The 14,531-nt window shown below is 67.6% G+C and carries 13 protein-coding genes and 2 pseudogenes; 9 read left to right on the forward strand and 6 right to left on the reverse strand.

Annotated elements, in window-relative coordinates:
* Positions 1 to 74: 74 nt before the first annotated feature.
* Both ACIPWY_RS33165 and ACIPWY_RS33170 read right to left on the reverse strand, forming a co-directional pair.
* Positions 75 to 1,043: an alpha/beta hydrolase gene (locus ACIPWY_RS33165; RefSeq protein WP_393706009.1), complete on the reverse strand. Its 969-nt coding sequence runs from the start codon at positions 1,041 to 1,043 to the stop codon at positions 75 to 77.
* Positions 1,044 to 1,128: 85 nt separating this feature from the next.
* Positions 1,129 to 1,446: an antibiotic biosynthesis monooxygenase gene (locus tag ACIPWY_RS33170; RefSeq protein ID WP_362907336.1), complete on the reverse strand. Its 318-nt coding sequence runs from the start codon at positions 1,444 to 1,446 to the stop codon at positions 1,129 to 1,131.
* A 153-nt stretch (positions 1,447 to 1,599) separates the two neighbouring features.
* Here ACIPWY_RS33170 and ACIPWY_RS33175 point away from each other — a divergent pair, with 153 nt between their 5' ends.
* Both ACIPWY_RS33175 and ACIPWY_RS33180 read left to right on the forward strand, forming a co-directional pair.
* Complete coding sequence (locus tag ACIPWY_RS33175) at positions 1,600 to 2,505, forward strand: AraC family transcriptional regulator N-terminal domain-containing protein (RefSeq protein ID WP_393706008.1); 906 nt, start codon at positions 1,600 to 1,602, stop codon at positions 2,503 to 2,505.
* Positions 2,506 to 2,660: 155 nt separating this feature from the next.
* Positions 2,661 to 3,410, forward strand: a complete 750-nt coding sequence (locus ACIPWY_RS33180; RefSeq protein ID WP_393706007.1) for an SDR family oxidoreductase — start codon at positions 2,661 to 2,663, stop codon at positions 3,408 to 3,410.
* Between the two features lie 148 nt (positions 3,411 to 3,558).
* Here ACIPWY_RS33180 and ACIPWY_RS33185 read toward each other — a convergent pair.
* Positions 3,559 to 4,173: pseudogene (locus tag ACIPWY_RS33185) on the reverse strand (transposase); the annotation flags it as partial.
* A gap of 304 nt (positions 4,174 to 4,477) precedes the next feature.
* Between ACIPWY_RS33185 and ACIPWY_RS33190 the strand changes: the two are divergent.
* The 4 genes from ACIPWY_RS33190 (at position 4,478) to ACIPWY_RS33205 (ending at position 6,495) form a co-directional block, all read left to right on the forward strand.
* On the forward strand, positions 4,478 to 4,702 hold the full coding sequence (locus ACIPWY_RS33190; protein ID WP_362907342.1) for a hypothetical protein: 225 nt from the start codon (positions 4,478 to 4,480) through the stop codon (positions 4,700 to 4,702).
* A 152-nt stretch (positions 4,703 to 4,854) separates the two neighbouring features.
* Positions 4,855 to 5,127, forward strand: coding sequence for a hypothetical protein (locus tag ACIPWY_RS33195; protein WP_393706021.1), 273 nt, complete (start codon positions 4,855 to 4,857; stop codon positions 5,125 to 5,127).
* The gene (locus tag ACIPWY_RS33200) at positions 5,043 to 5,288 is read left to right on the forward strand and encodes a GNAT family N-acetyltransferase (RefSeq protein WP_393706006.1); all 246 of its coding nucleotides are present in this window, start codon (positions 5,043 to 5,045) and stop codon (positions 5,286 to 5,288) included. The genes ACIPWY_RS33195 and ACIPWY_RS33200 overlap by 85 nt, the downstream gene beginning before the upstream one ends.
* A 301-nt stretch (positions 5,289 to 5,589) precedes the next feature.
* A complete protein-coding gene (locus ACIPWY_RS33205) occupies positions 5,590 to 6,495 on the forward strand; it encodes an alpha/beta hydrolase (protein WP_393706020.1) in 906 nt (301 codons plus the stop codon).
* Between the two features lie 403 nt (positions 6,496 to 6,898).
* Here the strand turns inward: ACIPWY_RS33205 and ACIPWY_RS33210 are convergent, their stop codons facing one another.
* Positions 6,899 to 7,516 (reverse strand): carboxymuconolactone decarboxylase family protein, encoded by a 618-nt coding sequence (locus ACIPWY_RS33210; RefSeq protein WP_393706005.1) that lies wholly within the window; start codon positions 7,514 to 7,516, stop codon positions 6,899 to 6,901.
* Positions 7,517 to 8,663: 1,147 nt separating this feature from the next.
* Here ACIPWY_RS33210 and ACIPWY_RS33215 point away from each other — a divergent pair.
* The 3 genes from ACIPWY_RS33215 to ACIPWY_RS33225 all read left to right on the forward strand — a co-directional run bounded on the left by ACIPWY_RS33215 (position 8,664) and on the right by ACIPWY_RS33225 (position 13,658).
* Entirely contained in the window at positions 8,664 to 10,040 is a 1,377-nt protein-coding gene (locus ACIPWY_RS33215; RefSeq protein WP_393706004.1) for a lectin, read from the forward strand.
* Positions 10,041 to 10,174: 134 nt separating this feature from the next.
* Complete coding sequence (locus tag ACIPWY_RS33220; protein ID WP_362907368.1) at positions 10,175 to 12,331, forward strand: RICIN domain-containing protein; 2,157 nt, start codon at positions 10,175 to 10,177, stop codon at positions 12,329 to 12,331.
* A 34-nt stretch (positions 12,332 to 12,365) separates the two neighbouring features.
* Complete coding sequence (locus ACIPWY_RS33225) at positions 12,366 to 13,658, forward strand: ThuA domain-containing protein (protein ID WP_362907349.1); 1,293 nt, start codon at positions 12,366 to 12,368, stop codon at positions 13,656 to 13,658.
* Between the two features lie 128 nt (positions 13,659 to 13,786).
* Here the strand turns inward: ACIPWY_RS33225 and ACIPWY_RS33230 are convergent.
* Positions 13,787 to 14,123: pseudogene (locus ACIPWY_RS33230) on the reverse strand (LysR substrate-binding domain-containing protein); the annotation flags it as partial.
* Between the two features lie 166 nt (positions 14,124 to 14,289).
* On the reverse strand, positions 14,290 to 14,531 hold a 242-nt coding region (locus ACIPWY_RS33235; RefSeq protein WP_401536249.1), incomplete at its 5' end, for a heparin lyase I family protein.

The following is a 14,531-nucleotide window of genomic DNA, read 5'->3' on the forward strand; positions in this document are numbered from 1 at the left end:
TCGGGCAGGACCGTCGCGGCGGGGATCTGGCCGCTCGTGATCAGATCCTGTCGCCGGGCAGCGGGCTGAGACAGTTACGCGGAGCCGTTCCGGAGCAGGAGTCGGGTGAGCCAGTCGGTGCGGGTTCGGCGGGCCGTGACCGAGATGTCTGCCTGCGGATACAGGGCGTCGAAGCCGTGGAAGCCGCCTGCCCAGACGTGGAGTTCGGCCTGGCCGCCGGCCGCCCAGATGCGGGTGGCGTAGTCGGTGTCCTCGTCGCGGAAGACTTCGGCGGAGCCGCTGTCGATGTAGGTGGTCGGCAGGCCCGAGAGGTCCTCGGCCAGGGCGGGCGAGACGTACGCGGACACCTCGTCGGCGGTGAGGTCGCCGAGAACGGCTCGCCATCCGAACTCGTTCATCTCGCCGGTCCAGACACCGGGCACGCCGGAGTACTGGCGGCTGGAGGTGGTGGTGTTGCGGTGGTCGAGCATGGGACAGATCAGCACCTGCGCGGCGATCGCCGGGGCTCCGACGTCGCGTGCCAGCAGGGTGAGGCCGGCAGCGAGGCCGCCGCCGGCGCTGGCACCGGCGGCGATGATCCGGTTGGCGTCGATGCCCAGTTCTTCGGAGTGTTCGGCGGTCCAGAGCAGACCTTGGTAGCAGTCGTCGACGAGGGTGGTGCCGGTGGCTTCCGGTGCGAGCCGGTAGTCCACGGAGACCACGACCGCGCCGAACTCGTCGAGCCATTCCAGCGGGATGTCGATCTGCGAGAAGCGGTCGCCCATGACCATCCCGCCGCCGTGGATCCAGTAGATGCAGGGGGCGGCCGTGGTGCGATCGGTGTTCGCAGGGCTGAAGACCGACAGGCGGATCTGGGCACCGTCCTTGGCCGGCACGCTGATCTCGCGTCTGTCGACCTGCCGGTGTGCCAGGAGCGAGTCGACGGGGGCCGTGGGGAGCTGGCGCATTTGTGCGAGAACATTCGGGGTGAGCTGGGATATGAGGGGCATGTCGGTCAGCAGCCGGCGCAGTTCGGGATCCAGAGCGGGACGTGCCGTGGTCATGGACGCGGGCCTTTCGCGGTGTGGTGCCGGACGGACGTAGACGGGGGCCTCTGGGCAGGTGGGGTCGGCAGGGCGGTCCGGGGGCTCAGAAGGCGGTCTTGCCCAGGACCGGGACGTAGTCGGTGTACTCGGACTCCTTGGCGAGCAGCCCGGCGATCTGCGACACGATGGCCTGGGCGGCCTCGCCGGCGAAGATCTTGTGGTGGTCCTCCTCTCCGGTCCAGCCCTCGGTGACATGGATGACGTCGGGGTCGGACGCGGAACGGGAGACGAGGTAGACGACGCAGTGTTCGCTCGCGCCGGGGCTGCCCTCGTTCAGGCCGGTCAGCAGGAGGTCGACCAGCCGGCCGCCCATCCCGGGCCTGGCGGTCAGGGTGGCATTGAATCCGTAGGTGGCAAGCATGAGGTTCTCCTTCGTGATGATGGAGTGAGTTGATTCGAGCTGATTCCATTAAATGCTCCTGACCTGCGGAAACGTTAGAACGATGCTCGCTGGCACTTGCACGATCCTCGCGGTTTCGGGAGCGGGATGGTGGAGGGGTGCTGCAATGGACGCATGTCCCTGGAAGAGTTCCGAACCCTGCTGGACCGGCATGCCCGGCCCGACTGGACCACAGCCATCGACGGCGTCCTGATCTCGAAGGTCGACCGGCCGGATCCGCCGGCGCCCTCGATGTCCGGCATGGTGCTCGCCGTCATCGCCCAGGGCGCCAAGCGACTCGCGCTGGGCGACAGGGTCTACGAGTACGGCCCCGGGCAGTACCTGGTCGCATCAGTCGACCTGCCCGTCACCGGGCAGTTCACCCAGGCCGACCCCGAGCAGCCGGCCCTCGGTTTCGGCCTCACCCTGGAACCGTCCGCCGTCGCCGAACTCCTGCTGCAGGCCGGTCCCGGCGACGTCCCCCGCGCCGTCGGAGGCGCGCCGTCGGGGATCGCCGTCAGCGACGCCCCGCCCGCCCTGCTCGACACGGTGGTCCGGCTGCTGCGCCTGCTCGACGAGCCCCGCGACCGGGCCGTACTGGCTCCGCTGGCCAAGCGCGAGATCCTGTGGCGCCTGATCACCAGCGAGCAGGGTGCGACGGTGCGCCAGCTGGGCCTGGCCGACAGCGGCCTCAGTCATGTCTCCCGGGCCGTGCGCTGGATCCGCGAGCACTACGCGCAGCCCTTCCGGGTTGAGGACGTGGCGCGGATGTCGGGCATGAGCGTCTCCGCTTTCTACCGCAGTTTCCAGGCGGTGACCGCGATGAGCCCCATTCAGTTCCAGAAGCAGATCCGCCTCCAGGAGGCCCGGCTGCTGCTGGCCACCCACCCGGGAGACGTCACAGGGGTCGGACACCGCGTCGGCTACGACAACCCGTCGCAGTTCAGCCGCGAGTACCGCCGCCAGTTCGGTGAACCCCCGAGCCGGGACGCGGCCCGCCTGCGGAACACCGTACGCACCCCCGCAGGCATTCTGCCATGAATGAAACTGGAACACAGAAGAGGATTGTGCAAGCCAAAGAGAGAATAGTTCTACTATTTATGCAGGTCAGAGCGATTTACTGGGATCAGTAGCTCTCCGCGGAGTAGGAAAATGCCTGCTCATTGCGGATCCCACCACTTCGCAAGGACCACAGCATGAAGACAGTTCTGATCACTGGCGCCTCATCCGGATACGGGCGGGAAACCGCCCTCTATTTCCACTCGCAGGGGTGGAACGTCATCGCCACGATGCGTACGCCGCGTGCGGGCGTCCTTCCTGAGTCGGACCGGCTGCGCGTCGTCGAGCTCGATGTGACCAAGCCCGAGACCATCACCGCCGCGTTCGAGGCAGCGGGGCCCATCGACGTCCTGGTCAACAACGCGGGCGTCCCGTCGATCGGCGTGTTCGAGGGCACCCCCATGGCCCGGGTGCGGAACGTCTTCGAGACCAACACGTTCGGCGTGATGGCGACGACGCAGGCCGTGCTGCCCCAGTTCCGCGAGCGCGGCTCCGGCGTGGTGGTCAACGTGACCTCCAGCGTGGTGCTGGGCCACATGCCCCTCTCGGCCGTCTACAAGGCGAGCAAGATGGCCATCGAGGGGTTCACCGCATCCCTCTCGCTCGAACTCGCGCCCTTCGGCGTGCAGGCGAAGACGGTCGAGCCGGGTGCCTGCCTGACGACCAACTTCGCAGCCAACGCGACGAACGGCACCCCGATGGACGCGCTGGTCCCGGCGCCCTACGCACCCTGGGCGAAGAAGACCATGGACACCTTCACGGGCCAGGACCTGTTCACCAAGGAGAGCGACGTCGCCGAGACGGTGTGGCGCGCCGTGCACGACACGACCGGCCAGCTGCGATTCCCGGCCGGCCCCGACGCGATCTGGCTCGCCCAGGCGAAGTGATCAACCAGCAGGCAGAGGATCACCGTACCGATGCCAACAGCCGGCCCCGCACGCATGCACGGGGCCGGCTCGCTGTCCGAGGGCGCTTCAGGCCGACCGCTGATCTGGCAGGCACGCAGCCGCTACCGCTGGGATTGGCCGACCCACAGAAGTCCCCGACGCTGCCGTTTCTCTCGGTGCAGCTCCGAACCTTGCCGTTGCCGTTCATCCACGAACGCGTGCGCTCGACGGGCCAGCGCCTGCTGGCCTGAATCGGGGCGGGCACACACTTGCGGGCGATCTCGGCAGTGAACCCCAACTCGGCTATCAACGCACGGGACTTGATGCTGTCGTTGCTCTGGTCGAGGTAGACGTTCACGGTGTCCGGCAGCATGTCGACCTGCTCCGGAACGGCGTCCAGGGTCAGTCCGAGCAGTGGCGAGTCATGCCTATTGGCCCCTCCGGAGACGATCCCCAGCGGGTCGCCGTGGGCGTCGCAGGCGGCGGAGCACTTCAGCCCCTGCTTGCCCCGGTCGACCGGCGAGCGGCCGGCCTTCTCCCCGCCGGACGGGGCCTTGGTGACGCAGCCGTCCACCGAGATCTCGCCAAGGACGAGGCCGACCATCCGGTCGTAGGCGTCCAGGGCGAGAGCGTGCAGCGCATTGGAAATCCCCTGCCGGGACCACTCTTTGAGGTGGCCGACGACGAACTCCTCCCGGATGGGGAGGATCGCGGCGAACTGGTCCCACAGGGGTTCGAGCAGGCAAGCCGGCAGCGCGGGCACGGCCGTCCTTCGTGATCACTGAGCGTAGAGACTCCATGATCATGTGGACCCGTGCCTGCTCTGCGTCCTCCCGCACGCCCGATGCCTATTGCCGGTCGTTCTGACTTCATTGAGACCGGACAGCCGCGGCCGATCTCCTCCGATTCGCTTGTGGTCTCGTTGGATCGGGATCGCTGACTTGTCTGCAGCGAGTTGTTGCTGGAGGGCTGCGCAGGCATACCGGCCGCGGGCTTCGACTTCCGCCGCCCAAGCCTGCAGGAGCCGACGGCTAAGCGCTTGGCCGCTCGCCTCCTACACTGACCGGATGAACAATTACACATGCACCCAGTGCAGCACCGTCGGTCTGGTGGAGGGTTTCGTCGAGGACGCCGGCGAGCACTCACGCGGGTACGCACGCTGGATCGAGGGCGCGTTGGAGCGGGGGATTCTCGGGGGCGCCAAGCGGATGGGCCGACTCCGGCGGCAGATAGAGGCGTTCCGCTGTCCCAAGTGCGGGCACCTTGAGCTGTTCGCCACGGGCGAGGTGTAGTTGGCTCTCGCTCTCCCGGACGCCACTCCAGACGGCCGCACGTCGCGCACCTCCGCCATCTGGCCTTCTCCATGAGTTTCGGATCTGGCCCCTATGCCGTGCAGTCAGTTGTTGATCAAGTTCTACGTTCGGTTGGTCCGTAGCCTGAGGTGGTGCTGATCGGCGAACTGTCTGACCTGCGGCCCCGGCTGGACGGGGAGGATGTTCAAAGCTTGCCGGCCATCGCTGTCGGCCCTTTGCCGGGACAACTGGCTCACGTCGTCGAGGGCTACCGCACTGATTCGGCATTGCGGTTGCTAGGTTCCCTACACGACAACCCGGCTGTCGCTGTCCTCGGCCTGTGCACGGTGGAGAGGGCTGTGACCGCCGTCCGCATCGCGGTGGACCTTCCTGCCGGGGACTGGGGCTGGGGCGTGAGCTGCTGAAGGCAACTGTCACGCAGTTCGACTTTCGCCGGATCACGGCCCGCACCGAAACCGAGGCAGTCGGTTTCTACCGGCGGTGCGGGTTCTCGGTGGGCAGTTTCGGTGAGATCTACCGGGGTGTTGAGCGGTTCGACTGCACGCTGGACGTCATCCGTTCATAGCCGGGCGGCCGGCGGAGGCAAGTAGACCACCTGCGGAGCTCCCACTCGACGCCGGGCTCGCCGTTACCTGGCGCGATGCCGAGGCGAAGATGACCTTCTGTCCTGGATCACGGGAGTTCCACGCTTCCAGACCACACGGAACGGCTGCATTGAAGGTGGTGTTGGGTCCACCCCTGTGGTGGTACTGGACCGCTGGCGGGCCTAGTGGGCCTTTCATAGCGTCGTGCTCATGATGAATGCGACGGACGAAGAACGAACAGGTGCCACCCGGCGGACAGCATTGCGTGGGCTGGGACTCGCGGTGGGGGGTGTGGCACTGGCCACCGGGCTGGGCACCTCGCCGGCCGCAGCGGACTCGCGTCGCGGGCTCACCACCTACGTGCTGGTGCACGGTACCCACAGCGCCGGCGCGTTCTGGATGCCGATCGCGCGTGAGTTGACGCTGCGCGGTCACCGCGTCGTCATGGTGGACCAGCCGCGGCATGGTTCGGAGGCTTTCGTGCCGGAGTCGTATCAGCGGCAGGACCTCGAAGCGATGGCGGCCGAGCCTTCCCCGCTGAAGGGCCTCGGGCTGGAGGACTATGAGGCGCGCGTCACGGGCATCGTGCGGCGGGCGGCACGGAACGGCCCGGTGGTGCTGGTCGGGCACAGCCTGGGTGGCGTATCGGTCAGCCGTGTCGGCGATGCCGTCCCGCATCTGCTTCACCACATTTGCTACATGGCGGCCTTCTGTCCCAGCCGTGTCCTGCCCACAGCGGACGTCTGCACGGCGGCACCCCAGAACGCGAACGCCGTCAGCCCGGTCGAGCTGACGGTGGGTGACCCGGACCGGCTCGGTGTACTACGACTGAACTTCCGGACAGGTGACAGCCGCGAGCTGGCCCTCCTGAAGGAGATGATCTGCGCGGACCACCCCGACGCCGAATTTCGCCGGATACTGGCCGGCATGCAGACCGACGAGCCCGTCGCCGCTTATGCGGGCCGAGCGGTCGGTCGGGCTGGTAGCTGGGGACGCATTCCCCGCACCTACCTGCGTTTCGGCAGGGACCGGACGATCGCCACCGCACTCCAGGACAGAATGATCGCGGAAGCCGACGCGTCCACGCCCGGCAACAGGTTCCGCGTGCACAATTTTCCCGGGGCGTCACACGTCGGCCCTCTGGATCCCGTCCCGGTCGCAGAAAGCCTGGACACGCTCGCACGTTAGGGGATAGGGCGCTCGAAGAAGTCGCAGGTCAAGAGCATCTCTGCCTGGGAGTGCCGAAAGCCGGACAGGTCGTGGACAAGCGGCCGGGGAGTGGGGGCGATCCCGGTCCCCTTCAAGATCTCCCATAGGGTGGAGGGGGCGCCGAGCTCGGGAACGCTGCGGCGGGTGGCTGATCGGGTTTGACATCGCCCGGAAAGCATCAGCCAGAGCGGCGGTCGCGCCGGCGGTCTCGGCCGCCACGTCGGCGCAGGCCACGCGACCGCCCTCCCGGGCGGCGAGGACGGCGACCACCCGGCCGTTGCCGACGGGCGCCTGCGGGCCGTCGTCGGGATGGGTCCCGGCGCCGAACACCAGTACGTTGCGTCCGGCCACGCGGCGGACCGCACGGTCGGCATCCCACGCTTCACTCGTGTTCCCGCGCTCCGTCCACGAACCCGGTGTTCGCGAAGCCCGGCTCCAGTTGGACGCCGATGGTGTTCAAGAAGTACGCCACCATGTGGTACTGCCCCACGAGCATGGTGATTTCGATCAGATCCGCGTCGTCGAAGTGTGCCGCGAGGGCGTCCCAGGTCGCATCGGACAGCCGCGCGGTGCAGTGCAACTCGTCCGCGGCACTGATCAGATGCCGCTCGAGGTCCGTCCATCCATCGGCTTCCGGACCCCGCGGAATGCGCTCGATGTCGGCGTCCGTGAGGCCTTCTTCCTTGGCCGGCGGGACGTGGTGCCCCCACTCGTACGAGGCGCCAGTGTTGTACGAGGTGCGTAGGATCAACAGCTCGCGGAACTTGCCCGGCAGTCGGCCGGCATGGAGCAACTGGCCGCCGAACGGCAAGAACCGCTCGTACAGGTCGGGATGTCGCACCAGGGTGGTGAAGATGTTGGGTATCTGGCCTCCGGGATCCTGATTCGCGGTGGCGAGGAGCGCGCGTGTCCTCGTGTCCCACTGCTCTTCGGCCAGCGGCTGGATCCGGGGGCGAGCGCTGCTGTCGTCGTTGCGCGTTACCTGAACTCTCTCGGTCATCAAGACCTCCAGACACCTAGGCTAGAAACTGGCTGAACGTTTAGCGAGGGAAATCGCTTGCCCAGGCATCCGGTCACGATCGGACCGCGACCGGAGCAGGCCCGTGTCACCGCCCCTCAGCGCGATCAACATCGTCGTGCGGTTGTACGAAACCAGGCCACCTCCTGGCCCCGGCACCGAGCCTCATCTGCCTCTTCTAAAGATTGCCCACGGGGCGGGCAGGCTGACCTCATTCCTGCCTGCACTGGCATCACGGCTGCCCGCTAGAGTTCTTGATCGCGTTCGGGTGCTACTCCGGGCACCTCGCTCACGACCCCGACACCTTGCCGACCGTGGACGGGTGCGGCGGAGGGGGAGGGGGCGCCGCCGGCAGGCGAGTGGGGCCCTTAGTGGTCTACTACATGAACCGCGTCGACTTCCGCCAAGTGCTGTGTCCCTCCGGGCTGTTCAGTCGGATGAGCGCGACGATGCGGTTCCTGATCCGGGGGCGATGCCCCTTTGGGGACGCTTCTCGGCCGCCTGCTGTGCTCGACGATCGGAGTCCGCGGCACGCTGCTGGCCGGGGTGGTCGGCCAGTCGCTCACCTGCCTGCCCGTCTCCCTGTCGCCGCTACACCGGATGCGCGAACTGCCGTCCCACGCGGAGCCGCCGGGGGAGGGCCCCGCCGCCGGGCCGCTGGTGCCGAGAGAGTCTTGGGAACGGGGGCGACCGCAGCCCGTACGGTGCTGAGACGGGACGGCTCAGCTCGAGAGGCGCGTGCGGCAAGGTCCGCTTACCGGGACCGGCCTGGCGTCGTGCAGGCGACGCGCGCGATCAGTAGGAAGACAGCCGGCTGCGCAGCAAGCCCTCCTGTCCCCCGACGTGCGGGCTCTGGAACCAGACATCTGCCGTGGAGTCGGTCGCCGGGTTAGTAACGCGCCTTGGGCCAGCAGAGGCTGAGGCCGCTGGGGCGTCTTCCGGGGACCTTCGAGCGTTCAACTCCTTGCAAGCACAGCTCGGTTCAGGCCCTTCTTGCTTCACCTCTTGACGTCGATGGTGCAGACCTTTAGGTTCCCGATCGCCACAGCTTCATGAATGCACTCTCTGTTCATCGACATGAACAGGGGGACCCCCACTGCCGGCCTCCCATGAAGGGCTGTGATCCCCGATGAACAGACCACCCCTCGCGCGCTCCACCGTGATCCGCGGCGCGCTCACCACCACGCTGCTTGCGCTCTCCGCCGGCGCCTTCGGTGCGGCACCTGCTTCTGCCGCCACCGGCACGATCACGGGTCTCGCCGGCAAGTGCCTCGACGTGGCCGGGGCGAGCTCGGCGAACGGCGCGGCCGTTCAGCTCTACGACTGCAACGGCACCGCCGCCCAGCAGTGGACGGTCGGTTCCGACGGAACGATACGAGCCCTCGGCAAGTGCCTTGATGTCACCGGCAATTCGACCGCCAACGGGGCCAAGCTCCAGCTGTGGGACTGCACGGGCGGCGCGAACCAGAAGTGGTCGGTCTCCGCGGCCGGCGACATCGTCAACCAGCAGGCCGACAAGTGCGCCGACGTCACGGGCAACACCTCGACGAACGGCACCCCTGTACAGATCTGGAGCTGCACCGGCGCAGCGAACCAGAAGTGGACAGCGCCCACCGGCGGTGGCACCACCCCCACCGCGCCGATGGCCGTCGCTCCGTACCTCTACAACGGCTGGGGCAGCCCGCCGAGCCCGACCACGGTCATGAACGCCACCGGCGTCAAATGGTTCACCCTCGCCTTCGTGCTCAGCAACGGCACCTGCAATCCGCAGTGGGACGGCAGCCGCCCGCTGACCGGTGGTGTCGACCAGCAGACCGTGAACACCGTGCGGGCGAACGGCGGTGACATCATCCCCTCGTTCGGCGGCTACAGCGGCAACAAGCTTGAGAGTTCCTGCACCAGTGCCGGCGCGCTGGCGGGCGCGTACCAGAAGGTCATCAACGCCTACGGGCTCAAGGCGATCGACATCGACATCGAGGCCGACGCCTACAGCAATCCGACGGTCCAGCAGCGCACCGTGGACGCACTCAAGACCATCAAGGCCGGCAACCCCGGCATCAAGGTGTACGTCACCATCGGCACCGGCCAGTCCGGCCCCGACACCAGCCTCATCAACCGTGCCGCCAACTCGGGCCTGACCGTGGACAGTTGGACGATCATGCCGTTCGACTTCGGCGGCGCGGGGCAGAACATGGGCACGCTCACCCAGCGCGCCGCCGAGGGACTCAAGACGGCCCTCAAGAACGCCTACGGCTACAGCGACGACCAGGCGTACCGGGACATGGGCATCTCCTCGATGAATGGGATCACCGACCAGAACGAGACGGTCACCGTCGCCGACTTCCAGACCATCCTCGCGTACGCGCAGCAGCACCACCTGGCGCGGCTGACGTTCTGGTCGGTCAACCGGGACCGCCCCTGCACGGGCGGCGTCGCCGACAGCTGCTCCGGCGTGAGCCAGCAGAACTGGGACTACACGCGCGTCTTCGCGAAGTACACCGGCTGACCGTCCCCACCCCCCATCAGCGCAGGAGGGCCACCATGCTCAGATCCACAGCCGCCCCAAGCAGATCGAGAAGAGACTCCGGCCGCCACCGGATACCGAAGGCGCTCACCGTGCTCGCCCTCATGGCGAGCAGCATGTCCGGCGTGGCAGTCGCCGCACAGGGCAAAGCGACCGCCCGGGAGCCGGTCACCGCCGAGGCGGCCGCCCTGCCGACCGGCTGGGCCACCGTCGTCAACGCGGGCAGCGGCAAGTGCGTCGACGCGCGGGCCGCTGGGACGACGGACGGGACCGCCGTCCAGCAGTACACCTGCAACAGCACCCAGGTTCAGCAGTGGCGGATCGAGGCCACCTCCGGTGGGTACTCCCGGGTCGACAACCGGGCCGACGCCAGCAAGGTATGGGACGTCACCGACGTCTCGACGGCGGACAGCGCGCCGGTGCAGCTGTGGACGTACAGCGGCGGCGCCAACCAGCAGTGGCAGGCCGTCGCCGAGTCGAGCGGCGCCTACCACTTCGTGAACCGCAACAGCGGCAAGTGCCTCGACGTGCCGAGCGCCTCCACCTCGGACAGCGTCCAGCTGACGCAGTACACGTGCAACGGCACAGCCGCCCAGTCCTTCTACGTCAATCCCGTCGACGTCACGCCGCCGCCCGGGACCCCGGATCTCGGCCCGAACGTCACCGTCTTCGACCCGTCGACGCCCGCCGCCACGATCCAGAACAGCCTGAACTCAGCCTTCGCGCAGCAGGAGACCAACCAGTTCGGCACCGCCCGCAAGGCATTCCTCTTCAAGCCCGGCACGTACGACGCCAACGCCAACGTCGGCTTCTACACACAGGTCGCGGGCCTCGGTCTGTCGCCGGACGACGTCACCATCCGCGGTGCGGTACACGCCGAGGCCGACTGGTTCCAGGGCAACGCCACCCAGAACTTCTGGCGGTCGGCCGAGAACCTGTCGGTGACCCCGACGGGCGGCACGGACCGCTGGGCGGTGTCGCAGGCCGCCCCGTACCGGCGCATGCACCTGCGCGGCAACCTCGCCCTGGACGACGGCGGCTGGTCCAGCGGCGGCTACATGGCCGACACGAAGATCGACGGGCAGGTCAACTCGGGTTCCCAACAGCAGTGGCTGTCGCGGAACACCGAGTGGGGCAGCTGGACCGGTTCCAACTGGAACATGGTGTTCGTCGGCGCCAAGAACGCTCCCGCGAACAGCTTCCCCAGCCCGCCGTACACCACCGTCGCCCAGGCGCCGCTCACTCGCGAGAAGCCGTTCCTGTACGTCGACTCCGCAGGTTCCTGGAAGGTGTTCGTCCCCTCCGCGCGCGCCAACACCAGTGGCACGACCTGGAGTTCGGGCACGCCTGCGGGTGCGTCCCTGCCCCTCGACGACTTCTTCATCGTCAAGCCGGGCGCCACGGCCGCGCAGATGAACGACGCGCTCGCCGCAGGTAAGAACCTCCTCGTCACGCCCGGGGTCTACCACCTCGGTCAGACGCTGAAGGTGACACGACCCGACACCGTCGTCCTGGGCCTCGGCCTCGCCACACTCATCCCCGACAACGGCATCACCGCGATGACGGTCGCCGACGTGGACGGCGTCCAGCTCGCCGGCCTGCTGATCGACGCCGGGACCACCAACTCCGCACAACTCATGGAAATGGGCCCCAGCGGCTCCTCCGCCGACCACAGCGCCGACCCCAGCGCGCTGCACGACGTGTTCTTCCGCATCGGCGGAGCGGGAGTCGGCAAGGCCACCACCAGCCTGACGATCAACAGCGACGATGTCATCGGCGACCACTTGTGGCTTTGGCGAGCCGACCACGGCAGCGGGGTGGGCTGGACCAGCAACACCGCAGACACCGGGCTCGTCGTCAACGGCGACGACGCGACGATGTACGGCCTGTTCGTCGAGCACTACCAGAAGCACCAGACCATCTGGAACGGCAACGGTGGACGCACGTACTTCTACCAGAACGAGATGCCGTACGACCCGCCCAACCAGGCAGCCTGGATGAACGGCTCCACGCAGGGCTACGCCGCCTACAAGGTGGCCAACTCGGTGACCAGCCACCAGGTGTACGGCTTCGGCAGCTACTGCTACTTCAACGTCAACCCCGGCGTCGCCGCCGAGCACGCCATCGAGGCGCCCAACAACGCGAATGTGCGCTTCAAGGACATGGTGACGGTCTCACTGGGCGGCACCGGCACGATCCGGCACGTCGTCAACGACCGGGGCGGCCCCTCCAACTCCTCCACCAACGTCGCCAACCTCGTCAGCTACCCGTGAGCGCGTGACCAGCCCGGAAAGGACCGATCCAACGATGCACACTTTGAGATCAGGCTCGGCGCGCGTGACCCTGCGAGTCCTCCTCCTGCTGGCGACGCTGCTCACCCTGGCGGCACCGCCCGCCGCCCGGGCGAGCACGGCGGCCGCGCCGTTCAAGGTACTCGCGCTGTACAGCGGCACCTGGGACGCGGCGCATATCGATTTCGAGAAGGAGGCGAACGACTGGTTCCCCAAGCAGGCCGCGGCGAACGGATTCACCTACACCGCCAGCAACAACTGGGACCTGCTCAGCAACGGCGGCGTGAATGCCTATCAAGTCGTGCTGTTCCTCGACGACTTGCCGCAGACCTCCGCCCAACGGGCCGGATTCGAGCAGTACATGCGCGGCGGTGGCGCCTGGATGGGTTTCCACGTCTCGGCCTTCACCACCGACGCGGCGAGCTGGCCGTGGTACCACAACCAGTTCCTCGGCAGCGGCAATTTCAAGTCCAACACCTGGGGCCCGACGACCGCGGTTCTGAAGGTCGAGGACCGCACCCATCCGTCCACCAGGAATCTGCCGGCCACGTTCACCTCGTCGGTCAGCGAGTGGTACAGCTGGTCCAACGACCTTCGGCAGAACCCGGACATCAAGATCCTCGCCTCCGTCGACCCGAGCAGCTTCCCGCTGGGCACGGATCCCAACCAGTCCTGGTACAGCGGCTATTACCCGATCCTGTGGACCAACACGAAGTACAAGATGCTGTACGCGAACTTCGGCCACAACGCGATGAACTACGACACCAACACCCGCCTGTCGTCGACGTTCGCGAGTGAGACCCAGAACCGGTTCCTGCTGGACGGGCTGAAGTGGCTGGGCGGCGCAGACACCACGCCCCCGCCGGAGGATTCGATCTCCGAGACCTCCTGGTACGCGCTGGAGAACAGTGGCAACGGCACCTGCGTGGACGCCCGTTCGGCCGCCACGGCGAACGGGACAGCGATCCAGCAGTACGCGTGCAACGGCACGCAGGCGCAGCAGTTCCGGCTCCGCTCGACCGAGGGCGGATACCGCCAGGTCGGCATCCGCGCCAACCCGCAACAGGTCGTCGACGTCACCGATGCCTCGGCCGCCGACAAGGCGCCGCTGCAACTCTGGAGTTACGGCGGAGGGCAGAACCAGCAATGGCTGCCCGTCAAGGAAGGTGCCGGGCGGTACCACTTCACCGCCCGACACAGCGCCAAGTGCCTGACGGCGGCGAGCGCCGCGACGAACAGCACACAGCTCACCCAACGCAGCTGCGACGGCTCACCTGCGCAGAGCTTCATGCTGACGGCACAGCCCTGACCGGTCAGATCTGAGGCCTTAGGAGGGTGCCCCCCTCGCCGCAGGCCGGCGACGGGGGCACCCTCCTTTCCCTGCCGGTGTTGGCGGGCCGCGATCGAGCGCGTGGCAGGGCGTTGGCATCGGCATCGTCATCGTCTGGAGCCGTCTCGGCCGAGGGTCTCCACGGGAGGAGCGCTGGTGCGACACCACACGCCGCGCCGTGAGCGACACGGACAGATACGGGCGGTGACCGGCCCAACTGGGGCCAGTGCCAGTTCGGGGATGTCCGCGGCCAGTGGTCGGATGAACGCTGACGGCAGCAGCGCAATGCCGAGCCCGCGCGCAATGAGCCAAGTGATCAGCTCGACGACGCCGGAGTCGTACGCAACGTTCGCGGACCAGGCCTGCGGCGGCGACCGCCTGATCGGAATGGGCTCGGGCGGGTGTCCCGGCCCCGAAGTCCACGAAGGTCTCGTCGGCGATCTGGTCGGGCTCGGAACGTCACCGCCGCTCGTCAAGCGGTGTAGCGGTACTCGTTGAGGGTGCCGCCGAGGACGCGGGTGCGCAGGAGCCTGCGGCTGCCCAGGTCGTGGTCACGTCACCCGTGCTGGACCAAGCCCCGAGAAGCCGCGCGTGATCGAAGAGACCGGCCCTAGTCGACGTCCGCGCGGGACTGTCCCAGCTTCAGGTCGTCGATCCAGACGTGGGAGTTGACGCCGTTGATGCCGGTGCCGTAGGTGCCCCACCTGGGGTTGTTGCCCATGTCGTCCCAGGTACGGACGCCGGTCTTGCCGGCGATCTTGGTTCCGTCCATCCACACCTCGAACGAGCCTGTGTTGTCCGAGCGGGTGGTGATGCCCAGCTCGAGCTTGTGCCAGCTGCCGGCCGTCCAGG

Source organism: Streptomyces sp. NPDC090032 (assembly GCF_044748025.1).
Taxonomy (GTDB): Bacteria; Actinomycetota; Actinomycetes; order Streptomycetales; family Streptomycetaceae; genus Streptomyces.